The organism is Microbispora triticiradicis (assembly GCF_005864065.1).
Lineage (GTDB): Bacteria > Actinomycetota > Actinomycetes > Streptosporangiales > Streptosporangiaceae > Microbispora > Microbispora triticiradicis.
The window spans coordinates 15,944-40,209 of record NZ_VANP01000025.1 but is presented as its reverse complement, the minus strand read 5'-3'; the positions used below and the strand labels follow the sequence as shown (position 1 = coordinate 40,209).

General features: G+C 67.1%; 19 protein-coding genes. 2 read left to right on the top strand and 17 right to left on the bottom strand.

Annotated elements, in window-relative coordinates; all coding sequences use genetic code 11:
* Positions 1-77: 77 nt before the first annotated feature.
* The 11 genes from FED44_RS34715 to FED44_RS34665 form a co-directional block, all read right to left on the bottom strand.
* Positions 78-1,214 (bottom strand): amidase, encoded by a 1,137-nt coding sequence (locus tag FED44_RS34715; RefSeq protein WP_138463315.1) that lies wholly within the window; start codon positions 1,212-1,214, stop codon positions 78-80.
* Positions 1,211-2,389, bottom strand: coding sequence for a 2-oxo acid dehydrogenase subunit E2 (locus tag FED44_RS34710; RefSeq protein ID WP_138463314.1), 1,179 nt, complete (start codon positions 2,387-2,389; stop codon positions 1,211-1,213). Before FED44_RS34710 ends, FED44_RS34715 begins: the two co-directional genes overlap by 4 nt.
* Positions 2,382-3,377 carry an alpha-ketoacid dehydrogenase subunit beta gene (locus FED44_RS34705; protein WP_138463313.1) on the bottom strand — a complete coding sequence of 332 codons (996 nt, stop codon included), beginning with the start codon at positions 3,375-3,377 and terminating at the stop codon, positions 2,382-2,384. Before FED44_RS34705 ends, FED44_RS34710 begins: the two co-directional genes overlap by 8 nt.
* Positions 3,374-4,327 (bottom strand): thiamine pyrophosphate-dependent dehydrogenase E1 component subunit alpha, encoded by a 954-nt coding sequence (locus FED44_RS34700; RefSeq protein WP_138463312.1) that lies wholly within the window; start codon positions 4,325-4,327, stop codon positions 3,374-3,376. Before FED44_RS34700 ends, FED44_RS34705 begins: the two co-directional genes overlap by 4 nt.
* A complete protein-coding gene (locus FED44_RS34695) occupies positions 4,324-5,871 on the bottom strand; it encodes an AMP-binding protein (RefSeq protein ID WP_138463311.1) in 1,548 nt (515 codons plus the stop codon). Before FED44_RS34695 ends, FED44_RS34700 begins: the two co-directional genes overlap by 4 nt.
* Positions 5,868-9,221, bottom strand: coding sequence for a type I polyketide synthase (locus FED44_RS34690; protein ID WP_138463310.1), 3,354 nt, complete (start codon positions 9,219-9,221; stop codon positions 5,868-5,870). The genes FED44_RS34695 and FED44_RS34690 overlap by 4 nt, the downstream gene beginning before the upstream one ends.
* Positions 9,222-9,243: 22 nt before the next feature.
* Positions 9,244-9,495, bottom strand: a complete 252-nt coding sequence (locus FED44_RS34685; protein WP_167521671.1) for an acyl carrier protein — start codon at positions 9,493-9,495, stop codon at positions 9,244-9,246.
* A 25-nt stretch (positions 9,496-9,520) separates the two neighbouring features.
* Positions 9,521-10,381 carry a 3-hydroxyacyl-CoA dehydrogenase family protein gene (locus FED44_RS34680; protein ID WP_262367390.1) on the bottom strand — a complete coding sequence of 287 codons (861 nt, stop codon included), beginning with the start codon at positions 10,379-10,381 and terminating at the stop codon, positions 9,521-9,523.
* Positions 10,378-11,553, bottom strand: coding sequence for a class-II aminoacyl-tRNA synthetase family protein (locus tag FED44_RS34675; RefSeq protein WP_138463308.1), 1,176 nt, complete (start codon positions 11,551-11,553; stop codon positions 10,378-10,380). Before FED44_RS34675 ends, FED44_RS34680 begins: the two co-directional genes overlap by 4 nt.
* A 17-nt stretch (positions 11,554-11,570) precedes the next feature.
* On the bottom strand, positions 11,571-12,740 hold the full coding sequence (locus FED44_RS34670) for an acyl-CoA dehydrogenase family protein (protein ID WP_138463307.1): 1,170 nt from the start codon (positions 12,738-12,740) through the stop codon (positions 11,571-11,573).
* A 181-nt stretch (positions 12,741-12,921) separates the two neighbouring features.
* Positions 12,922-14,043: a ParB N-terminal domain-containing protein gene (locus FED44_RS34665; protein WP_138463306.1), complete on the bottom strand. Its 1,122-nt coding sequence runs from the start codon at positions 14,041-14,043 to the stop codon at positions 12,922-12,924.
* 718 nt (positions 14,044-14,761) lie between these two features.
* Here FED44_RS34665 and pabB point away from each other — a divergent pair.
* Together pabB and FED44_RS34655 are read left to right on the top strand one after the other, a co-directional pair.
* Complete coding sequence (gene pabB, locus FED44_RS34660; RefSeq protein ID WP_138463305.1) at positions 14,762-16,939, top strand: aminodeoxychorismate synthase component I; 2,178 nt, start codon at positions 14,762-14,764, stop codon at positions 16,937-16,939.
* A 156-nt stretch (positions 16,940-17,095) separates the two neighbouring features.
* Positions 17,096-17,848 carry an aminotransferase class IV gene (locus FED44_RS34655; protein ID WP_138463304.1) on the top strand — a complete coding sequence of 251 codons (753 nt, stop codon included), beginning with the start codon at positions 17,096-17,098 and terminating at the stop codon, positions 17,846-17,848.
* Positions 17,849-17,991: 143 nt separating this feature from the next.
* Here FED44_RS34655 and FED44_RS34650 read toward each other — a convergent pair whose 3' ends face one another.
* The 6 genes from FED44_RS34650 to FED44_RS34625 all read right to left on the bottom strand — a co-directional run bounded on the left by FED44_RS34650 (position 17,992) and on the right by FED44_RS34625 (position 24,233).
* Positions 17,992-18,516: a DinB family protein gene (locus FED44_RS34650; protein ID WP_138463303.1), complete on the bottom strand. Its 525-nt coding sequence runs from the start codon at positions 18,514-18,516 to the stop codon at positions 17,992-17,994.
* Between the two features lie 59 nt (positions 18,517-18,575).
* Positions 18,576-19,340 (bottom strand): thioesterase II family protein, encoded by a 765-nt coding sequence (locus tag FED44_RS34645; protein WP_138463302.1) that lies wholly within the window; start codon positions 19,338-19,340, stop codon positions 18,576-18,578.
* Between the two features lie 371 nt (positions 19,341-19,711).
* The gene (locus FED44_RS34640; RefSeq protein ID WP_138463301.1) at positions 19,712-20,251 is read right to left on the bottom strand and encodes a thioesterase II family protein; all 540 of its coding nucleotides are present in this window, start codon (positions 20,249-20,251) and stop codon (positions 19,712-19,714) included.
* 5 nt (positions 20,252-20,256) lie between these two features.
* The gene (gene ectB / locus FED44_RS34635; protein WP_138463300.1) at positions 20,257-21,510 is read right to left on the bottom strand and encodes a diaminobutyrate--2-oxoglutarate transaminase; all 1,254 of its coding nucleotides are present in this window, start codon (positions 21,508-21,510) and stop codon (positions 20,257-20,259) included.
* 91 nt (positions 21,511-21,601) lie between these two features.
* Entirely contained in the window at positions 21,602-22,894 is a 1,293-nt protein-coding gene (locus FED44_RS34630; protein WP_167521670.1) for an ATP-grasp domain-containing protein, read from the bottom strand.
* A 49-nt stretch (positions 22,895-22,943) separates the two neighbouring features.
* Positions 22,944-24,233: an MFS transporter gene (locus tag FED44_RS34625; RefSeq protein WP_138463298.1), complete on the bottom strand. Its 1,290-nt coding sequence runs from the start codon at positions 24,231-24,233 to the stop codon at positions 22,944-22,946.
* Positions 24,234-24,266 lie beyond the last annotated feature (33 nt).

Sequence of the window (24,266 nt, the reverse complement as noted above, 5' to 3'; positions counted from 1 at the left end):
CGAGGGATCGGCCGTTCGGCACGGGCTGCGGCGGCGACGCCCCCGTGGTCGTCCGCCAATGCGGATGGACGCGGAGCTCAGGGTGTTCGGGGACGCTGTACGGAGGTTCCAAAGCCTGAGACGTCTTCCAGTTCTCGCGCGATTCTCAGAAGCAGACCTTCGCGGCCGTGCGCTGCGACGATCTGCAGACCCACCGGTGTCCCGTCGGCCGCCAGCCCCGCGGGAGCGCTCAGCGCCGGATGTCCGGACAGATTGAACGCCCACGTCAAGGCCACGGCGAAGGCGTCGCCCGGCCCTTCGTGGCCGTGCGGAGCGATCGGTGTCGTCGGTGTGCACAGGAGGTCGGCGAAGCGGAAGACTTCCGCCAGGGCGTCATCGTTCGTCTGCCGCACAGGATGCTGCCGGCCGTTCACCGCGGCCCGCCAGGCAGGCTCCGGGTCGGCGAGCACCACGGGGTGATCACCCCAATCGATCACACGGGCGACACGGAGGCGTTCGGCGGCCGCGCGTGCGATGCCGGCCTGCTCAGGATCGACGGCGGCGAACCCGAGCGTGCTCGACCACGCCGCCCGGACGGGGCCATGGCCGTTCTCCAACTCCGTGCCGTTCAGCACGGAGGAATGCAGCAAGGCGTCGCGAGAGGTGCGGACGATCGCCCCGTCAACGGCGAGCGCCTTCGTGTGGTTGGTGGGTTTGAGCCCGATGGCCCCGCACCACGCCGCCGGGATGCGCAGGGAACCCGCCCCGTCGCTGCCCGTGGCGAGGGGGACGATGCCACTCGCCACGGCGGCTCCGGAACCCGCGGACGATCCGCCCGGAGTCCGGTCGAGGCGCCAGGGGTTGAGGGTGAGGCCGCGGTCGGTGATCCCCCAGGTCTGCCAGTCCCGGGTGGGCAGCGGAACCGAGGTCAGTCCGAGGACGACGCACCCCTCGTGGCGCAGCCGGCGTGTCTGCGGTGCTTCGCCGCGCTGCCACGCCTTGACCCCGATAGGGACGCCGGCCATGCGGAGGCGGTCGCCCCGGGCGACCGCGCGATCCACTTCTCGGGCGGACTCGATCGCCCGCTCAGGCCAGACCTCCTGGAAGGCCCGCAGGCACCCGTCCACCTCGGTGAGCCGGTCGAGCGCGGCGCCGACGACTTCGACCGCCGACGCCTCCCGCCGCGTCACGAGATCCGCGATGGCCGTGGCATCGAGGTCGGGGAAGGACGTCATCCGCCGCCGCCCGGAGCCTCGTCCTCGGACGCGCCCCCCGCGCCGAGCAGATCACGCGGGGACTCGAGCAGTCTCTTGAGAGCGCCGAGAAACTGGATCACGTCCCGGCCGTTGACTCGCCGATGGTCGTAACTGATTCCCACGTCGACGACGCTTCGGTGACCGACCTCGCCGCCGGCGTCGAGATGGAGCTCACGACGGATGCCGGGAAGCGACAGGGCGCAGGTCTGGCCGGGGAACACCAGCGGCTGCGCGACGACCACGTCCGGGTCGGTGTGCAGAGTGACGGTGATGTTGCCCCCTTGCAGGTCTCTTTCACTGAACTGGCCGTGCAGCGCCGTGTCACGGTACACGGTGACAGCGTCGATGATCTGGGCGAGGGTCAATCCGTCGGCGTCCTTGACGACCGGGATGTACAGCCCCTTGCCGACGTCGACGGTGAGCCCGACGCATGCGCCGGCGGCTTCGGCCCACGTCCCTTCGCCGGCGTCGGAGGCGAAGAACAGCGGGAAGTCGCGGTGCAGTGAAGCGACGGCCGCGATCACGAACTCGGGCAGCCCGACCAGGCAGCGCATCCGCCTGCTGAGCGTCCGCGCCTCGACGAGGACCGCGTCGACCGTCACACGCATCGCGGTGAAGGCGGCCGGGATGGTGCTGTGCGACGTCGTGACGGTCCGGGCCACAGCCGCCTGCACAGGGCTCTGCGCGTGCAGGCGCGTCCCTTGCCCGGTCGTCGCGAGCTGCCGGACGTCGGCCTCCCGGACCAGCTTCTTGCCCAGGCCGCGCACCTGGTCGGGAGTGACGTTCAGCTGCTCCATGAGTGCGCGGGCCGGTTGCGTGACGATCGGCTCGGACTCCGCCGGCAGCGGTGCGTCGTCCCCCGGCGTCGCCTCGCGCATGGCCGGTTCCGGCTCCCCAGCCCTGGGGCCGGGGTCCGGCACGCCCGGAGGCAGGATCCGGCCGATCACGGTGCCGGGGGAAAGCCGCGTTCCCGCAGGAAGCGCCTGCCGGAGCGCTCCCGCCTGCCCGGCGACCAGTTCGTCGACCGCCTTCGATGTCTCGATGCTCGCCACAGGCTCGTCCGCCTCGACGTTCGCCCCGTCGTCGGCAAGCCATTCCAGGAGCAGGTACGTGCTGTCGTTGTTGTTCAACTTCGGAATCGTGATGTCACTCACGAAGCGCCTCCATCACCGCATGCTCTATACGCCTTCCGCTGATGAGCATTCGCTCCTCCAAATGGGCGGCAGAGGGGATGACGCTGTCATCCGAATGTATGGTGACGACCGGCCGACGGAGGCGTTTCCACGCCCGCCGGTGGAGCAGGTGCGCGATTTCGGCTCCCCAGGTGCCGCCGGCTGTGCTCTCCTCCGCGACGAACACCGTGGTGGCATCGCCGATGGCCGACAGCAGAGCACCGGCGTCAAGCGGGTAGAGCCGTGCCGGAACGACGAGCATGCAGGTGATGTCATACTCCAGCAGCAACGCACGCATCGCGTCCAGGGCGCGGTGGGCCACACCCCCGGGGGTGATCAGTACGCAGTCCGCGTCGCCGGGCCGGTCGACGAAAACCCGTGCGTGACCGGCCGGGTCGTGGTCGTAGCGGAACAACTCGTCGACGACGCCGCCGCTGAACGACTGCCGTGTGTAGAGAATCTTGTCCTCGAAGAACAAGGCCGGCTCGGCACGGTCGATCATCTCGTGGAAGACGGCCCCGACCTCATGGAAGGGCGACATCTCATAAACAGACAGCCCGGGGGCGCCGATGAAGTGTTTCTGCAGGCTCTGGCTGTGGGTCGCCCCGTAACCCCGGCCTCCCCCGGTCGGGCACCGCACCACAAGGCGGAGTGGCACCCGGTGGCCGTACATCGAGACGGACTTGCCGGCGAAATTCACCAGCTGGTCGAACGCCAGCGCGACGAAGTCCGCGAACATGACCTCGACGATCGCGACGTCGCCGGCCAGGGCCAGCCCGGTCGCGGCTCCCACGATCGCGGACTCGCTGATGGGGGTGGTCACGACCCGCTCTCCGAAGCGCGTCGACAACCCCTTGGTCACCTTGAAAGCACCGCCGTAGGGGTCGGCGATGTCCTCACCCAGCAGGTAGACGCGTGGATCCTCAAGCAGGGAGTGAAGAGCACGGTTCAGCTGTTCGGCGAGCCTCATGGTCCGGGGACCTCCGCCGGCGGCCGCCCGGTCACTTCTTCGACGACCTGCGTGACGCGCTCCCGGACTTCGTCGTCCCACTCAGCGAAGTGACCCGGATGCTCCGCGGCGTAGAGCCGGTACCAGTCGTGGCTCAGAACACGCTTCAGTTCGCCTGGAGGCCGGGTGTCGTCCCCCTTGCTGTGCGCGGCGACCCTGTGTGTGACGAATTCGACGACCAGGGGTCCCCGCCCGAGGCGGACTTCCCGGATGAGTGGTGCCAGCTCGGCGCGAATACGGTTGACGTCGAGCGATTCGGTCCGATGATGCCGCAGGCCGAACGCCCGGGCACGGCCGGCGATGGTCCCCGCCATATGTCTGGCGGTCGGAGTCGACTGAGCGATGCCGTTGTTCTCCACCGCCACGACGAGCGGCGCCCGCCACAGCGCCGCCATGTTGAGCGCTTCGTACACGGCTCCCTCCCCCCAGGTGCCGTCGCCTATGTACGCGCAAGTGAGCGCGCCTCTCTCCTGCGTCTTCAGGTGCAGCGAGGTCCCGACCGCGACGGGCAGGCTCTGGCCCTGAACACCGGTGGAGAGGTACCGGCCGCGGCGGATGTGCTGGCTTCCGCCCACTCCGTTGCAGACGGCGCCCGCACGCCCCATGACTTCCGCCAGCAGATCGTGGGGATCGTCGAAACGAGCGAGATAGTGGCCGTGCCCGCGGTGGTTGCTGAAGACGAAGTCCCGCTCGGAGAGCAGCGGCCGCAATGCCACCGGCACGTATTCCTGCCCGATGCACGTATGCGTCGTGCCGTTCAGCCGGCCGCGCCCGAACAGGTCCAGCAGGGCCTGCTCGAAGTGCCGGATCAGCAGCAGCATCCTCAGATCGCCGTCGGCGAGCCGGGACAGCCGTCCGGCCTCCGGAGACGGAACCGCGTCCGCGACGGGCGCCTCACGCCGCGTGGTCATCCGCGCCGCTCCTGCGCCTCCGCCTTCAGGCGCTGTTTGTCGAGCTTGCCTGAGCTGATGAACGGCAGCTCGTCGCGCATGGTGATCACCTGCGGGACGTACTCTGCGGGCAGCGAGGCGCGTACGTGCTCACGCAGCGCGTCCGGCGTGACCACGCTGCCGGCCTTCGGAACGATCGCCGCGTGGACGTGCTCGACGCTGTCTTCGTCGACGACTCCGTAGACGGCGGCCTGCGCGACATCCGGGTGCCCGAGCAGGGCATTCTCCACGGCGTTGGGATAGACCTTCACGCCGTTGTACTTGATCACGTGGGAGAGCCGGTCTACCAGGTGGATGAAACCGCGCTCGTCGAAGCGGCCCAGATCGCCGGTGTGGAAGTAACCGCCCCGCAGTGCGCGCGCCGTGAGGTCCGGGTCGTTCCAGTATCCGTTGAGCATCCCGGGCGACTGAAGGCAGATCTCGCCGATCTCCCCGACCGGGAGGTCTTCGTCGGTGTCCGGGTCGCGTACGACGACCCGGGTGCCCGGGGAGGGCCGTCCGGAGGTGCCCAGCAGGGAGGGGTCGAGGTGGTCCTCCCGCGACATCGTCCCGATCTCCCAGGTCTCCGTGCTCCCGTAGGTCTGGACGAAGACCGGGCCGAAGACCTTCAGCCCCTGGGCCAGCCGGTCGGGTGCGGCGGGCGTTCCCCCGTACAGGATGAGGTTGAGGCTGGAGGTGTCGGCCGAGGCGAGTTTCGGGTGGTCGAGCACCTGGTATATCTGCGGGGCGGCCCAGAAGACCCGGGTGATCCGGTGTTCGGCGATGGCGTCCAAGACCGCTTCGGGCTCGAAGTCCTCGTGCAGGAAGAGCATGCCGCCCGTCGACAGCGCGGCATCCGCCATGGGGCCGACCGTGTGGCTGAGCGGCGTCGTCACGAGCATGCGCGGCTCGTCGGTCATGTCCACCGTCGTGGAAACAGCGTGCCGCCACGCCCGGAAGGACCGGCAGATGCCTTTCGGCCGGCCAGTGGAGCCGCTCGTGTACGTGATGATCGCCAATGCCTCCGGGTCCACCGGCGGCCAGTCCACGGGGTCGCCGCCGACCGCGGCGGACAGGTCGGCGATGTCGGCGCCGAGATCGGAGAAGGCCGCCAGCCGCGGCGCGGGGTCGAGCCGCCGCACGAAACCTCGGGCGCGTTCGGCGTTCGGCCCGTCGGTGACGATCAGCGCACAGCCCGTCTCCCGCGCCATCGCCAGCTGGGATTCCTCGCTGATGTGGCGGCGGGAGGTGACCGCGTTGGTCGACCGCAGGTGGAAGACGGCGGCCCCGAGGAGATTCGCCGCGTACCTCGCGGCGAGCATGTCGGGGCTGTTGGACTCGGTGAGAACGGCGACGGTGGCACGGGCGCCGATACCGTGGCCGAGCATGGCCCGTCCGGCGGACTCGATCTTCGTGCGCAGCTCACCGGCAGTGATCACGTCGCCGCGCCACCACAGAGCCGGCTTGTCCGGTTCCGTCGACAGCGCGTTGAGGATTCGTACGGCGTAGTGGTCGTTGTCGCTCACGGGGACTCGTCCTCGGTTCTGGAAGGGCGTCCGGCGGTATCGGGAAGCGCGACCGCCACCGCGTGCCGGTGTTCCGTCAGCAGGTAGGCGGCGAGAGCGGAGAGCGTCCGGTGCTCATACAGCACCGTCATCGTCAGTGCGAGGCCGAGGCCCCGGTTGATCTCACCGGACAGGCGCGCGAGCAGGACGGAGTCGAATCCGTATTCGTTCATGTCGACGTTCCCGGCGAGCTCGTCCGGGCGAGCCTTGATCACTGCGGCGGCAGTGCCGCGCAGGTAGTCCGCGAGCCGGTCCGCGAGGCGCGCCGGCTCCCGGTCGTCCGCCCTGCCGGCCGCGGCGCGGTCGGCCGCGACCGCGGAGCCGTAGTGGAAGACGTCCGGGATCTCCACCCAGTGACGCGCGTCGGCGAACGGGTAGGTGGGAAGGGGGACGCGACGGCCTCGTTCTTCCGGCGGCGGTTCGTACCGCGACAGGTCCGCCCCTCGGCACCAGCGCCGGGCCAGTTCGGCCAGGGGTTCGTTCCCTGTCGCCTGCTCAACCCCGGCGCCCGCCGTGCCTGTGTACACACCGGCGGCGTCCGCCGAACCTCCGCCCGCCACGAGTTCCAGTGCGTGCGCGAGCTCCCTGTGTGACCGTGCGACGAACGCGGCACGCTCGGCGAACTCCTCGCGTCCGGTCCGGAGGGTCTCGGCAACGTCGCGCAGCTCCCTCCTCTCCGCGGCCAGCCATTTTCCGAGGCGTGCCGCGTACTCCCGCAGAGCCTGCGGAGTACGGGCGGAGAGCAGGAACAACCGCGCACCCGCGGTGCTGTGCCGGCGAGGCTCCACCGGCGGCTCCGCGAACTCCTCCACCACGATATGGGCGTTCACCCCGCCCAGCCCGAACGAGCTGATCCCCGCTCGGCGGGGGATGTCAGGTGCGACTCGCGGCCACTCGACGAGCCGGTCGGGAACGTAGAACGAACCGCCCGCGAAGTCGATCAAAGGGTTCGCGGGGTCGGCGTACAAGGACGTCGCCAGCTGTCTGTGGCGGAACTGGAGCATCACCTTGGCCAGGCCCGCCGCTCCGGCGGCCGCTTCTAGATGCCCGATGTTCGGTTTCACGCTCCCCACGGCTCGCGCTCCGGAGTCGAGCGGGCCCAGCGCGCGGTTCAGCCCGCGAATCTCGATCGGATCGCCGAGCGGCGTGCCGGTTCCGTGCGCCTCGACATAACCGATCGTGGCCGCCGGGACGCCCGCCCGCTCGAGCGCACTGGCGACGACGGCGGACTGCGCCTCCGGACTGGGCACCGTGAAACCGTTGGTGCGTCCCTCGGCACCGGTCCAGGTTCCCCGGATCACCCCGTGGATGGGGTCTCCGTCCGCGACCGCCCGCTCCAAGGGTTTGAGGATGAAGGCCGCCACCCCCTCGCCGAGGACGATCCCATCCGCGTCGCGACCGAAAGTGGAGCACCTGCCGGTCCGTGACAGCGTCTCCATGGTGGCGTACTGGATGTGACGGGCCGGGTGCGCGAGAACGTTGACTCCGCCCGCGATCGCCGTCGAGATCGAGCCGGCGAGCAGGGCTTCGCAGGCGAGGTGCACGGCGACGAGCGAACTCGAGCACGCGGTGTCGACCGTGAGGCTCGGCCCGCGCAGGTCCAGGAAGTACGAGACACGGTTGGCGATCTGGTAGTTGCCCGCGTACGGGAACGGGCAGGCGCCGGCCAGTGCCCCCTGCGCGCTGAGAACGGCGTAGTCACTGTTCATCGCGCCTACGTAGACGCCGACGTCGCGGCCGATGCTCTGCCGAGTATGGCCGCCGTCCTGCAACGCCTCGTAAACCGTCTCCAGGAAGATCCGCTGCTGTGGGTCCATCTGCTCCGCTTCGCCTGGCGAGATGCGGAAGAAGAAGGAATCGAAACGGTCGACGTCGCTGAGGAGCGCGGCCCATCGGGAGTAGGTCGATCCGCTCTGTCCCTCACCCTCCGAGACGTAGCGCCTGTGCTCCCAGCGCTCGTCGGTCAGCTCTCGGACGGCGCTTCGGCCCGAGGCAAGCAGGTCCCACAGCGCGTGCACATCGGCCGCGCCTGGGAAGCGACCCGCCATCCCGACAACGGCGATCGCGCGTTCGGGGAGCGCGGCGGGCGCTGCCGCGGCACGCCGCGCCGTGGGCACGATCGAGGGCGCCTCCTCCACGCCCTGGTGCCGAGGCGGCCGGGGCCGCGCTTTCCCCGCGGCGAGGCTCGCGAGGGCGGGACGGTGCTCGTCGGCCAGATACCGCGCGATGCCGGCGAGGTCGGATTGCTCGAAGAAGAGTGTCACCGGAAGCGGGCCCAGACTTCCCTCCAGCTCGACAAGGATGTTGATCATCTCGGCGGAGCTGAGGCCCAGATCGATGAGGAGAGTCGTGGGCGGCATCGCCCCGCCAAGCCGCGGAGCCTTCCTGGCGATGGCTTCGCGCACCAGATCGGCGGCCGTCGCCAGCAGGGCCTCGCCGGAATCCTCCCCGGCGGGCCGGTTGGGCGGGGCCGCACGAATCGCCTCGATCAGCCCGGTCAGAACCGCGCCGGGGCCGATCTCCTCGTAGCGCGGACGCTCCAGGCCCTCCAGATAGCGCACCGTGTCGACCCAGCGCACGGGCTCGACAAGCTGGCGGACCAGCAGGCTCGGCAACTCCCCCGTCTGGTACGGACGCGCGGTGACATTGGCGACGACCGGGACCTCCGGGCTGCGGAAGTCCACCGAGCGCAGGAATTCGCCCAGTTCCTCGGCGGCCTCCGCCATGCACGGGGAATGCGGCGCGGTGGTGGGCGAGACCCAGAACACCGCGGTGGCGTCCGGACGGAGGAGCTCCGCGGCGGCTCGGACACTTTCCTCCGGGCCGCTCAGCGCGGTCTGCTCGGGTGAGTTGAAGCAGGCGAAGGTCACCTCGCTCAAGCCCGTCTCATCCAGCCGTGCCCGGATGCGCTCCGGCGCGATGCCGATCACCGAGACCATGCTCCCGGTCGGCCGGTTGTTCATCAGTTGTGCTCGCCTTGCCACAACGCGCAGCCCGGTGCCGAAATCCATGGCTCCGGCGGCGAACAGGGCCGTGTATTCGCCGAGGCTGTGCCCGGCGACGATGTCGGGCCGCCTACCGCGTCTCTCGACGCGCTCCAGGTATTCGAGCGCGCTGACCGTGAAGACAGCCAGCTGCGCGAAGCGGTTGTCGGCGAGGCGATCGGTAGGACCGCCGAGACAGAGTTCCTCGATGGAATATCCCAGTATCGAGTCGGCCTCGGCGACGAGCTCGGGAAACCGCGCGAACAGGCCAGAACCGATGCCCACATGTTGTGAGCCATGTCCCGGAAACACATAGATGGTCGTCATAGCGCACTTTCGAGATCGGGTCTCACTGCGTGGCCGACGCAGCCTGCTTCCGTTCGATGAAATCAGCGATCGACCTGACCGTCCGGAAGTTGTCGATTCGCAGGTCCTCGCTCAGCACCTCCAGCCCGAACGTCTTCTCCACCCAGGTCAGGATGTTGACGGAGAAGATCGAGCTGACATAGCCCTGCTCGAAGATGTCGGTATCGATGCTCTCGGGAGCATGGCCCGCATGCCTGCCGATGAAGTCATTGATCCGTTCGACGAGGGCGTCCACGTCTACCAGTCCTCTCCTAGAGTCGTCAGGCGTAGTTGTGAAAACCGCGACCGCTCTTCTCACCGAGCAATCCCGCGTAGACCATCTTCCGGAGCAGTGGACTGGGCCGGTACTTGCTGTCGTTGAAGCTCTCATAGAGCACTTCGAGTGACAGCAGGACCGTGTCGAGACCGATCAGATCGGCGGTCTGCAGGGGACCCATCTTGTGCCCGAAGCACTCCTTGAAAAGACGGTCGATCTCGTCGGGGCGAGCGACGCCCTCGGAGAGGAGGAAAATCGCCTCGTTGATGGTCAGCATGAGGACCCGGTTGGTGACGAACCCAGGCGAGTCGGCGACGACCAGACTGTCCTTGCCCAGACGGGCGATCAGCCCACGTGTGGTTTCGAGTGTCTCCGTGGCGGTGTGGACGCCGCGGACCACCTCGATCAGCGGTTTGAGTGGTGCGGGGTTCATGAAGTGCACGCCAACGACATTCCCCGGCCGGCCGGTCAGCCCGGCCAGCCTCGTGATGGATATGGCAGAAGTGTTGACGGCGAAGATGCAGTCGTCCGGGCAGATGTTGTCGAGGGCCTCGTATATGGGCCGCTTGACATCGAATCTCTCCGTCGCGTTCTCAACCACGAAGCCCATTTCCTTGAAGGACTCCAGGTCGGTGGTGAACGTGATCCTGGACAGGATCTCCTCGGGCGATGCCGGCTTCTCGACCGGCCGGATCAGACAGTAGAACCGCGCATTTCGTTCGATCAGTTCCCGGGCGCGTTCGATCGCCGGCGCCGAGATGTCGTGCAGGGTGACGTCGAAGCCGTTCTCCGCGAACAGGTGGGCAACGCCGACTCCCATGGTCCCCGCACCGACCACGCCGATGAGGCTTCCTGAATCATTCACACCCGCGCCCTTTCGTGATGTTCCCGGACCGGCGGCGGCCAGCCCTTCGGTGTCACGCCGTGCTGGCAAAGGAACGCATAGGCGAGGCGCTCCAGGCCGAAGCCCGCACAGCCGGTGTAGGCAGGAATTCCGTCGACGTGCCGGATGTCGAAGGAGTCCGTGAACAGACGTTCGTGAAAATTGAAGGATCCGGCGGCCACCGTCCGGTCCGGGGCGACGGGAAGCCGCAGCTCGTACTTGAGCGCGAGCATACGTTGGGAGATGGTCTGCGGGGAGGTCTCGGAATCGCTGAAGAACAAGTCGTTCGCCAGCTCGCAGGTCCCCGCCATACCGAGCTCGGTGAGCAGTTCGAAGACCGTGTTCATGAGCGTCTCACGACACGAGAGAACATGGTCGCGATCCCCCAGGAACACCACTTCCCTGATCGTGAAGTCCCACAGACGCTCCAGCGAGCGACGATAGCGGGATTCGAAGCGGAACGACTTCCCGCGCGCGGTCACCACCATGCTCGGGACGGCCTTCCCACTCCACTGGTGGTAGGTGTGAAAGCACATGGTGGGCGGCAGGCAATAGTCTGAGTTGTCGCAGAACCGAAGCGGGTCGCGAACACCGTCCGCAGATCCTCTCTCCTCGTTCAGGAAGGCGGAGTACGTGTCCACGTCACCGTGCAGGCGCGTGACGAACATCAGGAATTGGGGAAACGACGAGAGGTAGCCGGCGCGCCGGAGCGTGTCCACCGACAGGAGGGTCGGGTACCGGTACTCCCGGCCGTGCAGCCGTCTTCGTACGATCTCCCGCAGCCGGCCGTCGAGGTAGTCCATCAGGGTCAGGAAACTCTGGTCCAGGCAGAACTGACCCTCGCCCAGTTCCGCCACGGCCCCGGACTCGACGAGATCCTCGAATACGTCAGGCCTGGGGTGGGCCGGATGGGACGACCGCCAGACTTGGCCGGCGGGGACCGTCCGCATGTCGCGGAGCTGGCCTTCGACGAGCCGCCGAAGCTTGCGGCCGAGCTCGCTCTCGTCGACCGGCGTCCCCGTCATCAGCGTGACCTCGTTGATGCCTTCGTCGCCGACCGACAGCGAGAAATCGTTGATCGCCTCGTCGACGAAGAAGACGCGCGAGCGCAGGTCCTGCTCCCGTTCGGCGGGCAACGCCTCGTCCAGGGTCACTCGATATCGATACATCATCAACCCGTTTCGTCACCGGTTGCGATCCCAAGCATTCCGGCGATGAGTTTCCGTTGGATCTCGGAGGTTCCGCCGTAGATCGGTCCGCACAGCGCGTCCCGAACTTCCCGTTCTATGCCGAATTCCGTCAGGTAGCCCCGGGCACCGTGAATCTGCACGGCGTCCAGCGCGGTATTCAGGTGGCTCTCACTGATGAAGAGCTTCGCGATGGCCGACTCCATCATCGCCAGCCTCCCTGCGTCCTTCAACCACCCGATCTTGTGCAGAAGCAGACGGGCGAGGTCGATTCGGACCTTCATGTCGGCGATTTTGCCGCTGATGGAGTCGAAGCCGCCAAGCGTCCTTCCGAACTGCCGCCGAGTGGTCGCATAACGCACACAGTCGTCGAGGATCCGCTCCATCACGCCCACCTGGCTGGCGAACATGAAGGCTCGTTCCCATTCGATCGTCGACGTGAACACGGCGTACCCGTCCCCCTCGCCGCCCAGCAGGTTGCGGGCGGGAACACGGCAATCGGTGAACACCACCTCACCCATCGGCGTCGTGTGAAGTCCCGCCTTGTTCCACTCCCGGCCGACCCGCACACCAGGCAGATGCGCCGGGACGACGAACGCGGAAAGCGCCTGCTGCCGAGGCCCTTCCAGTGCCGTTCGGGCGAGCACCACGAAAACGTCGGCGACGGGCGCATTGCTGATGAACGTTTTCGTGCCGTTCAGAACGTAGTGGTCGCCGGCGCGTTCCGCCCGCATCGTCATCGAGAGGACGTCCGACCCGGTTCCGGGTTCGGTCAGTGCGTGCGCGCCTATCCACCGCCCTTCGCACATGGGTGGCAGATAGGTTTCGCACAATTCTGGTGTGCCGTGCTCGACCAAATAGATCGCACAGGCCCACAGATGGTTGTTGACGGCGAAGACCAGGCCGTTGTCGCGACAGGCGTAACCCAGGGCGTCCAGGGCGAGGATCGTCGACAGCGGATCGAGCCCACTCCCTCCGTACTTCTTCGGCACCGGCCAGCCGAGCACGCCGAACCGGGCGCACCTGAGCCAGCCCTCCCGATTGAACGGCACCGCGGGCCCATCGCCCGGGTTCTCGAAGTTCAGCTCGCGCTGACCGAAGTCCCGCACGGCCTGGCATAGCCGTCGCTGCGCCGGCGTCTGAGCAAAGTCCATGCTTTATACTTCAATTCTGGAGTATCGCGGATTTGCACTGGAAAACCGGATCCGTTGAGAGACGGTCCAAAGCTAGGTCATTGGCGATGTGGTGTCCAGGTTGCGCGGTCGGCCATTGTTCCGGGCCGGCCCGGAATTCACGTCGACCGGAAGCCCGGCACAGCCGTCGCCGCGGCCGGGATCATCCCTCCGCGTCCATCGATCGTCGGTCCAGCTCATTGGCGATGATTTCGCAGTTCTGCGCGAGCGAACGGGAGAACTCGGCCACGAGGACGGTGCTGTGCGGCGGGAGCCGGTCGAGGCGGCCGGAAAGCTCGTCGACGCTGTAGATGATTTCGTTGAGCAACCTCAGCACCCCTCGCCCGGCGTCGCTGAACCGTAGCGAAGGGTCCTTGCTTAGACAGTTGAGCAGCGCCCTGGTCGGCCGGGGAGGCTGCTTGCGCGTGTTCCGGCCCTCGGCGGGCGCCCCGCCGTCCTGCAGTGTGAGTGAGACGGTGCCGGTTCCGCGTTGTCCTATGGGCACCGGGTCCTGACCCTTGGCGAGCCGTCGCCGCACGTCTTGGGCCGTCGCGGGCGAGATGCCGGCCCTTCTCGCGATCTCACGCAGTGGCGCGTCAGGTTCCTCGCGCAGGAGCCGACTCGCGGTCCTGCGTCCCTCGGCCGTGTTCAGCGGCCGCACACGTCCGTCGCGGCTGAGCCGGACGTTCGACTGTCCATTCCGCGCAGTCGAACGCTTCCGGATCCGGCCGACCGTGCCGGCGGCGAGCCCCGCCGCCCGCGCGATGGCGCGATCCGACCACATCGGATAGAACTCGAGGATGCGTGTCGCCGCCGCGACGCGGTCAGCCCGTGTCAGCGGCAGCCCGTGCTCGGCGTTCGCGTGGACGGCGAGGACGAAGGCCGAGGCCGCGTCTCCGTCGAACACGTGCGCATCGATCTCCCGCTCCCCTCTGAGCTTCGCGGCGCTGACGCGATGGGCCCCGTCGACGACTCGCATCGTCGGACGGTGCACCAGGACCGGCGGCGGCCGCAGCTCCGCCTCGGCCAGCAGGCGTACATGCTCGCGATCCGGGCCGGCCAGGCGGATCGTCTCGTCGCAAACCAGATCGGCGATGGAGAACTTCGTAATCGGCAACCGTTCTATGCATACGTCTTGCAAAATCGACGGCAGATTGTCTGGATGCCGGCCGTCACTCCGGCCCCTGCTGGCGCACCCGGACGCCGGCGGCGTGCTGCACCGATCCGGCGAGACCTCTGGCTCGTGGCCGGCCAATCCCTGCCCTCCCGCCACGGGAACCTCCATACGACGTAATCTGGCGCGGCCCCGATCCGCCACCAGGCAACGAGACGAAATAGTGACAATCACTTAACAAGTAGTCAACTTACCAGTGGTTCCATTCGGCCGGAGCACCGGCTTTCCGTCATCCATATTCATGCGGCCACCCCGACCGAAAAAGTCACCGAGCGCAGAGACCAAGTAGCGGGATGTGAATTTCCGGAGCGAGATTCAGGCGTTCGTTCTTACCGTGAATATGGGAGACGGCGGCGACATCCGACCGGCGGGCGCCCCTGGGCGCTTTCCCCTCGGAATCGGCCCCCGGAACGGTCGGGCACTTCGCTGAAAGGCCTGGTACGAGGGCGGCGCGTTCCCTTCGCCCGGCTCCTGGAACTCCTCTTCGCCGGTCGCGGCGCCTGCGTCGCCAATAGATGCCGCACCTGTCGATACGCACGTCCTGCCGGCACACAGGAACCCATCCATAAGCACCGCCGCCGGGCCCGCGACTATGCGCATGGTTTCTTGTCGCCGACGCATCCGGCGATCTACTCTAAGCACGCCCGAGCGCAGGATCTGTCGGCTGTCAGTTATTTGAAGTTGGGTTCTTCGGGTGTGCGACGGCAGCATCTGTTGTCATGGCGGCGCCGTCTCCCCATCAAACGAATGGCCTGATCCCCTACGGCCAAGGAGGAATCCCTCGCCGGCGTCGTCGCGGAGACCGAAGGTTCCCTCGAAAGGATCCGAGGTGCGAACGCTTCTGATCGATAACTATGATTCCTACTCCTACAATCTCTTCCAGCTCATCGCGGAGGTGAACGGCAAGGAGCCCACGGTCCTCACCAACGACCCTCCACCGGGAACGGAGCCGGACCTCGAAGAGTTCGACAACATCGTCATATCTCCAGGCCCGGGCCGCCCGACCCGGGTTCGCGACTTCGGCATCTCGGCCTCCGTCATCGCCAACGCCTGCATCCCCGTGCTGGGGGTCTGTCTCGGGCACCAGGGAATCGCCGCCGGTGAGGGCGTTCCCATCGTGTCCGCGCCGGCTGCCAGGCACGGCCACCTGACTCTGGTCACCCACAACGGCGAGGACCTGTTCCGCGGTCTTCCCCAGAAGTTCGTCGCGGTCCGCTACCACTCGCTGTGCGTCCCCGAACCGCTGCCACCCGAGTTGGAGGCCACCGCGTGGGCGGAGGACGGCGTGGTCATGGCGCTGGCTCACCGTACCCGCCCGCTCTGGGGCGTGCAGTTCCACCCCGAGTCTGTGGCCACCCAGTTCGGGCGGGAACTGCTGGCCAACTTCCGGGCCCTCACCGGCCACCACCGATTCCGCCGGGGCCGTACCGGACGCCCCGGGCTCGCCCGGCGCGCCGAGCAGGCGGCGCGCACTGGGGTCGGGCAGACCAAGCGTGGCGCCACGCCGAGCGCGGCCAGCCGTTCGGCCGAGGGCAGGACGGCGCCGCCGGTCGCATACCGGCTCCACGTGCGGGAACTGCCGTACGAGGTGGACGCCGAAAAGGCGTTCGTGATGCTCTTCGGCGGTTCGGACTGGGCCTTCTGGCTGGACAGCGCCTACGTCGACGACGGGATCGCCCGGTTCTCGTTCCTCGGGGACGCCTCCGGCCCGCTCGCCGAAATCGTCAGCTATCAGGTGAACGAGGGCCGGACTAAGATCCGGCGGGGCCGTCGGGAGTTCGAGTCCCTGCCGGGGAACGTCTTCGATTACCTGAAGCGGGAACTCAGCGCGCGCAGGGTGATCGCTCCCGAACTGCCGTTCGACTTCACTGGCGGCTATGTCGGCTACTTCGGATACGGGCTCAAGGCCGACTGCGGTTCTCCGAACCGCCACGACGCCGACACGCCGGACGCCGCATGGCTGTTCGCCGACAGGATGGTCGCCATCGACCATGAGCAGGGCGTCACCTACCTGCTCGCGCTGAGCGACGGTGCACCGGCGGACACGCTGAGCTGGCTGGACGCGACCGCGGACCGCTGCACCACGATGGGCCGCGCCGGCGGGGGCGGCGACCGGCCGCCCCCCGCCCGTACCTCCTCGCTCTCCCTGGCCGAACCCTGGCTCGCGCGGGGCCGCACTCGGTACCTGGCCGACATCGCCGCCTGCAAACAGCAGCTGCTCGCCGGCGAGAGCTACGAGATCTGCCTGACGGGCCAGGCGCGCCTGCCGGCCGCCTCAGACGGGCTGGACTTCTACCGGCGGTTGCGTCGGGTCAATCCCGCGCCATACGCCGCCTACCTGCGATTCGGCGAGCTGGAGATCGCCTGTTCGTCGCCGGAACGGTTCCTGCGCGTCGACCGGGAGCGCACGGTCGAGAGCAAGCCGATCAAGGGCACCGTTCCGCGCGGGGTCACCGCCGCGGAAGACGCGCGACTGCGCGACTCACTCGTGGAGAGCTCCAAGACCCGCGCCGAGAACCTCATGATCGTCGACCTGCTCCGCAACGACCTGGGCCGGGTGTGTGAGGTCGGTAGTGTGCATGTGCCGAAGCTGATGGTCACCGAGACCTACGCCACCGTCCACCAGTTGGTCTCCACGATCCGGGGCCGGTTGCGCGGTGACGCCGACATCGTCGACTGCGTGCGGGCCTGCTTCCCCGGCGGCTCGATGACGGGGGCGCCCAAGCTGCGCACCCTGGAGATCATCGACTCACTCGAGACGGAGGCCCGCGGCGTCTACTCGGGCGCCATCGGGTTCCTGGGCCTCAACGGCACCGCCGACCTCAACATCGTGATCCGGACCGCCGTACGGGTGAACAGCGAGTGGCGGATCGGCGCGGGCGGCGCGATCGTCCTGGATTCCGACCCGGTCGAGGAGTATGAGGAGATGCTTCTGAAGGCCGCGGCGACCCTGCGCGCCCTGCCCGCGGACGAATCCCCCGCGGACGACGAAGCGCACTCCGCCTGATCCCGCCGCCTGGTTTCTGTGCCGATCCCGCGCGACACACCGGGAGCGAGCACGTGGGCAAGCGAGAGCTGACCGTCCTCCGGAACCCAAGCGCCCCTGACCGCGCGCCGGACGCGCACTCGATTCGCTTCGACCGAAACCGTCTGAGGAAAGATCGTGCTACCGCGTACCGAGATCGACGGGCGACCGCCCACGGCCGACGAGCTCCTCGCCCCGGCCCTTTTCAACTACGGCCACGTGACCGTCATGCAGATCCGCGCCAAGCTGGTACGTGGTCTCGACCTCCATCTCGCCCGGCTGGACTCCGCCAACAGGGAACTCTTCGGCGAGCCTCTCGACCCTGAAAGGGTTCGCCGTCACATCCGGCATGCCCTGCTCGACACCTCCGACGCCACCGTTCGCGTCAGCGTGTTCCGCGGCGCCTCTGTCGCCGTCATGGTGACAGTGCGTCCGCCCGCCGACGCCGCGACCACCCCTCAGAGCCTCAGGACATTCGCCTACCAGCGGCCCGCGCCCCACATCAAGCACACCGGGACGTTCGGGCAGCTCTTCTACCGAGACCTCGCCAGGCGTGACGGCTTCGACGACGCGCTGCTCCTCACCTCCTCCGGTCATGTCATCGAAACGAGTATCGCCAACCTCCTGTGCCACGACGGCGACACCTTCGTCTGGCCGAACGCGCCGGCCCTGCCCGGCACCACCATGCAACTCCTCCGCCGCGCCGGGATGCTCGCGGAACGCCGCCCGATCCGCTGCTCCGACCTGCCGTCGTACCGGGCGGTCTTCGTCACCAATTCCCACGGCATCGCCCCGGTCGGCCGCGTCGACGGCCTGAGGATCCCGTTGAACGCCGGGATCACCGAGGTCGTGACCGGCCTGTACGAGTCCATCCCCTGGGAGCCGATCTGATGGTCGACGACACCCGCGAGGGCTACACGTACTCAAACCACGCGCACATCATGAACTGCTTCGGCCCCATGCGCATGATCGAGCTCTTGCCCCTCAGGCGGGCGTTCTCGGCCACTTTGTCAGGACTTCTCAGGCGCCTGAACTCAGGCGTCCGATCGGCTGGCGTACTGCAGGATGCGCTCGACATCCCAGGCGTGGTGATGACCGTCGTGGGCGTTGTTCCGTGCGACATCCTCGGCCCGCTGGGTTCCCCGACTGGCATGCTGCAGGACGATGTCGTTCTCGAGCGCGGCGGTCACCGCTGCCATCCAGGCATCGACCGCGTGCTCCAGTGACCAGAGAGCCGCGACAGGTGCGATCTCGTTGTAGCGGCGACCCTGAGCGACAAGGTCTGGGTCGTAGCCCGGGACTTCGACCATCCCGGACAGCCGGGCTCCGGCAAGCCGCTCAGCCCAGTTCCGCAGGTTGTCCGTGACGTGGCTGACGTAAGCCGCCGGAGTCCACGCCAGGTCGGGATGACGCTCGAACCCCGTACGCCCCGAGAGAAGCACACGGAATCGAGTCGGCAGTTCCTCGACGATTCGAATTGCTTCTTGCGGGGTCAGTGACCACCCGAAGCCGCAACCAGCGCACGGATCCCCATACAGGTTTGCGCCCCATTTATCCACGGGCTGCAATCCTAGTGCAGGCCCGCAGAAGTTCCTGATGAGCCACGTCAACCGCACGATCAAGCCGGGCCCCGGGCGCCCGCGCCGCCGGTCAGGTCGCGAGCGATCTGGGCCAGCAGGGCCGGAGGCGCGGCCAGGAAAGAGAAGTGCCCGCCGTCGAGCAGCATCGACCGGCAGTCCGCCGTCATCGCCTCCCAGCCCCCCATTAGTGAGAACGGGATCTGGTTGTCCTGGCTCCAGCCGATTGCGGTGATTCCGCACGGGATGTCCAGCGGTGCCGGCACGACATAGCGCTTGTTCGCCTCCACGTCCCGGATCAGGAGGTCCAGACCGAAGTCGAGCAAGGCATCGCTGGGCGTGCCGCCCATGTTGGTGATCAGGTCGGCCAGCGTTTGCCGGAGCCCGTCGTGGTCCAGCTCGAGGAGCCGGCCGTACGGGCCGTCGTGCGGGGCGACCTGCGCGGACACGAACAGGCGCTGTGGCAGCGGCAGCCCGGCCGCGGCGAGTTGCCGGGTGATCTCCACTCCCGGCAGGGCGCCACTGCAGTGCCCGAAGAATGCGAACGGCCGGTCCAGGTACGGCACCAGGACCTCGATCAGCTGCGCCGCGAGGCGCTCATAGGTCTCGTAGTGCGGCTCCCGGATCCGGTTCTGCCGTCCCGGCGGCTGGACCAGGCAGATCTCGACATCACCGATGCGCCGTGGCCAACGCTCGTACATCGTGGCCCCGGATCCCGAGTACGGGAAGCAGAAGAGGCGCGCCCCGGCGTCCGGGTCGGGCCGGCGCAGCAGCCAGTTCGGCTTTTTGATCGACGAATCCACCATGGACGACGGCCTACCTCTCCTGCACGATTGGAAGATCCAGAACTGGGGCCGCGGTTGTCGGCGGCTGAGCGCCGGTCCGCACGACGACACCCGGCTCACGCAGGCCGGACAGGTCGGCGGCCCGCAGGTGGCGAGATGGTTCGCGGCTGCGCCCGGGCCAAGGATCGACTGACCGGTTCGGCCAGTGCGGCCGCGATTTCCGCGAGGACATAGGTCGCGCGGTCGAATATGGCGAAATGACCGCCGTCGAGCAGGTGCAGCCGGAACCCGGCGACGGTCTGAGACTGCCAAGGCTCCATCAGTTCCTCGCCGGCGACGGGATCGGCGCGGCCGGCGAACGCAGTGATCGGGATGTTGAGCGGTGCCTCCGACTAGAACGTGTAACACTCGTTGACCGCGAGATCGGCGACCAGGATTGGCTGCATCCATTGCAGCGCGCGGTGATCTGACAGCATCCCCTCCGGGGTGCCCTCCAGCTCACGCAGGAACGCCGCCAGCTCCGTTACCGACAGACCGGCCACATCATGCCGGGCCGGCGGCAGATGCGGTGCCGGGCGGCCGCATACGAACAGATGCACCGGCAGGGGGCCACCGGTGCGCCGTAGCTCGCGAACCACCTCGTACGCACACAGCGCCCCAGTGCTGTGACCGAGCACCGCGTACGGCACGCTAACCGATGCGGTGATCTGCTCGGCAAGCTCCCGCACCAGCGGTGCGACCCGGTTGAACGGAGCCTCCCCGTACCGCCCCTCTCTTCCCGGCGGTTGAACCGGGCAAACGGCGACCCCTTCGGGCATCCCCCGCGCCCATGCCCGGAATACGGCTGCGCCGGCACCGGCGTGCGGGAGGGTGAGCAACCGGACCGGCGCGTCCGGCCCTGTTCCGAAGGGAAACCAGGGGTGCTTCGCCATCGTGCTCACTCGCCTCCGAGCGCCGCCCGGACGGAGGCCCGCACGATTGCCAGGCCCTCCTCCAACTCGTCATCGGTAATGGTCAGCGGCGGCAACAGCTTCACTACGTCGTCGCGCGCACCGGAGGTCTCCATGAGCAGACGCCGCTCGAACGCCGCGGACTGCACCTGCCGGGCCAGCGCAGGGTCGGGGAACCCAAGGCCGCGCGCCAGACCGCGACCGCGGACGTTCAGTCCGGCCTCGGGATACTCGTCGGCGATATTCTGCAGCGCCTGATCGACCTGTTCACCTCGCCCGCGGGTCGATCGCTCCAGCTTGTCGTCACTCCAGTAGGTGCGCAGTGCTTCCGCCCCGGTCACGAACGCCAGATTGAACCCGCGGAAGGTGCCGTTATGCTCACCGGGCCGCCACACGTCCAGCTCCGGCCGGATCAGCAAGAGCGACAGCGGGCAACCGTACCCGCCGATTCCCTTGGACAGGCAAACCATGTCCGGCACGAGTCCGGCGTCCTCGAAACTGAAAAACGGTCCGGTCCGCCCGCAGCCCATTTGGATGTCGTCCACGATGAGCAGAGCACCGTGCCGCCGACACGCTTCGGCCAAAGCTCGCAGCCAGGCGCTGCGTGCCGTGTTCATGCCGCCTTCGCCCTGGACCGTCTCCACGATCACCGCTGCAAGGTCAGCCAACCGACCAGTGCCCTCCAGCAGCCGGTCGAAGTCCGGCACCTCGGTGGCCGGCCCGTTGGGATCGAGGTCGTACGGCAACTCGACGCTGTAGCCCAACGGCACGCCGGCACTCGCACGGCGCTCCGCGTTGCCGGCCACCGACAGCGCACCGGCGGTCATGCCGTGGTAGCCCATGTTGAAGTAGCCGACAACCTTGCGGCCGCTCGCCTTGCGGGCCAGCTTCAGTGCAGCCTCTACCGCAGTCGCGCCGGCCGGGCCGGCAAAGACAATCTTGTAGTCCAGACTGCGGGGCTCCAGGATCAGCGTGCTGAGCGTGTTCATCAGGTCCGCCCGGGCGGTCGTGAACATGTCCAGGCCATGGGTCACCCCGTCGCGCTCGAGGTAGTCGATGAGCGCGCGCTTCAGGCGCGGCTCGTTGTGCCCGTAGCTGAGCGTGCCTGCGCCGGAGAAGAAGTCCAAGTAGGCGGTGCCTGGCTTCGTGTAGAGCCAGCTGCCACGGGCGTGGTCGAACATCGCCGGCCAAATACGGCTGTAACTACGCACCTCGGATTCACGATGTGCAACGACGCTCACTGCTCGTCCTCCGTTGTCAATAGTTCTGTGGGTCGGTCGGGTAGCGGCCGGTTCACTCGGTCGCCGTCTTCGGCCGGCCACACCGGCTCACTCACGATCTGTGGCTCGTTCGCTGCTGTGTCCACATCGCCGGCAAGGTGACCTCACCCGAAGGGGTCTCGTAGACAAACGACAAGAGTTCATTCGCCTGGTCCAAGACGGCGAGCATCTCGTCATGGTCATGCGCCTCTCCCCGGACAGCGTCGATCCACGTCGTCATGACACCTCTTTCCAAAGGCGCCGGTGGATGCAGGTAGATCTCGTAGGAGGTGACCCCCGCCACTGTTTTGGCTGCTGCGGCACCCCGAACGCCTGTTAGTCGCCGAGCCTCCAGAGGCGGCAAGTTGTGATATTGGAAGTAGGTCTTGCTCGGTTTCAATACGAGCTCATCGCTGCTCAGGCCCAGAGCTATTCGCGCTCCGGCAGCGATGAGGTCGGTTCCGCAGGCACGAACCGCCAGCTCGTTGATCTGGCCACCGATACGCCCGTTCACCTCGATGAGGCGCGGCCCGTCAGCGGTCAGCTTCACCTCGGTGTGAGTCAATCCTGTCGAAATACCGAGACCGGCCAATGCCCGCTGGGTGAGATCGAGAATGTCGTCTCTCTCGGAGTCGGAGACGGGCGCCGGCCAGAAGTGTCCCTGTTCACGGAATGGGGGCAGAATGGGGAACTTACCGGTGATCTCCAGATGTGTGATCTTTCCATCCACCACACAACTTTCCACCGACACGTAGTCACCGAACGGCGGCCGCCGCTTTCCGGCTATGAATTCCTCTGCGACAAGAACTCCGGAGTAGGATTTCGACAGGTCACAGAGTAGCGCTTCCCCTTGGGCGACACTGTGGACCAGGTGGGTGTATTGACTCCCCTCACCCAGTCGCGGCTTCACGACCAGGGGAAATCCTACCTGGGCGGCGGCATCTCGCCACTGGTCGACTCCGGTCAGTGATACCGATCTCGTCCGTTGCACTCCGGCCTCCGCCAAGCGCCTGCGCTGCTGGAATTTATCGCGCAGCAGGTTCGCAGTCGTTACGGAGTGAAACAAGAGTCCCAGCTCGGCAGCCACCTCGGCGGTCGGTACGAGCATTCTCTCGGCATAAGTGATAATGCCGTCCGGCCGCCACCTGCGCAGGCGATCAAGAAGCTCTGCGCGCGGCTGGTCCCATGTGATCGCCTCCGCGATTTCGTAGAGGAATGGCTTCACCGCTGCGGTGTACGGCGAGGTGCCGACAACGAGCATGACGTCGGCCCAGTCGGTCAGGCTGAGCATGATCTCCGCAGGCGTGACCGCACCCTCTTCGAACATGACGATTAGTCGTGGTCGCTCTTTCCGGTGCAAGTCCATGCTTACCATTCAACCATTCCTCCGATGTCGCCTCGAGAAGCGGCCGCAGCTAATTGCCCATGGCAATGGGTTCGAGTCGCGCATGTTCACCCATTTCTCGGATCCCCTTGCTGAAAGTCACGATGACGGAGGCCAGCACAAAGACCGACGCAAATATGGCAAAGACCGCCGGGCTTCTCAGATGCTCAAGCAGAACGCCGGCCGCCAGCGGAGCTATCGGGTTCATCCCGGTCATGAAGAGCCGCAGCGCCGCCACCACTCGCCCGTGCAGGTGGTCCGGGGTGATCGCGGTCTGGTGCCCCAAGACGGTGGCTGTCGTGCAGGGGGCGAAAAATACGAGTATCGGCATCGGCGCAACGACCCAGTATCCCGACGGAAGAACGACACAGGTTGCCGCCATCAGCGCACTCGTCCACGCCAAGAGCACGATGCGCAGCCGCGGGGAGAGCAACCTTTGAAGCCATGGGGAAGCCACCGCGCCGAGAATTCCACCCACAGCCATGACGGCCATCGCCACACCGATGCCATAGGCGGGGATATCGGCGTCATGAAGTACGACAATGATCACAAACAGGGTGCCGGAGAATGCCATGTTGAGCAATGGCTCAACCATCGCAACGGCACGGAGGAACGGCTGCCGCCAGATGAATTCGAATCCTGCGGCGAAGGCCTTCGTGATGCCTTCGTGTTGTTCCGGGCGGTTTCCTCGAAACGATCGCCTGATGGCGAGGACCGCGAAGAACGATGTGGCGTACGCAACAGTGTTGAAGAGGAAGGGCAGGGCGCGAGCAAGTCCGAAGAGAGCGCCGCCGAGCGCCGGACCGAGCAGCTCGGCGGTGAAGGTACGGGCCTCGTTGCGAGCGATCGCGACCGGGATCTGACCCTGGGCGACGATGTGCCGAAGGACCGTACGCTCGGCGGATTCGAACAGGGCAGATCCGCCGGCGTCGACAGCCGCTACGGCGAAGACCAGAGGAACCGAGATCCAGTTGAGGGCCGCTGCGGTCAATGCGGTGATCATCGCCGCCACTCGCGCAGCCTCGGTCCACAGCATCAGTTTCCGGCGATCGAACCGGTCCAGCAGTACGCCTGCCGGGATGCGCACCGCGATCTCGACCAGTGCGGCAGTTCCTGCCACCGCCCCCGCCGCCGCGGTTGATCCGGAGATGGCAAGGATGAGGAGCGGGTAGGCCAGATAGCTGACCCGCGAGCCGATGGCGGACAGCGTCTGGCTCAGCCAGAGGCGGACGAAGTCTCGATTGCGGATCAGCGTGGTCGCTTCACCGGTGTTCGGTGGCTGTGTTTTTTCGGTCATTTTCCAATGCTTCTTCGGGAACACTCATCTGAATGATCAGCAGGTCTGGACCGGACT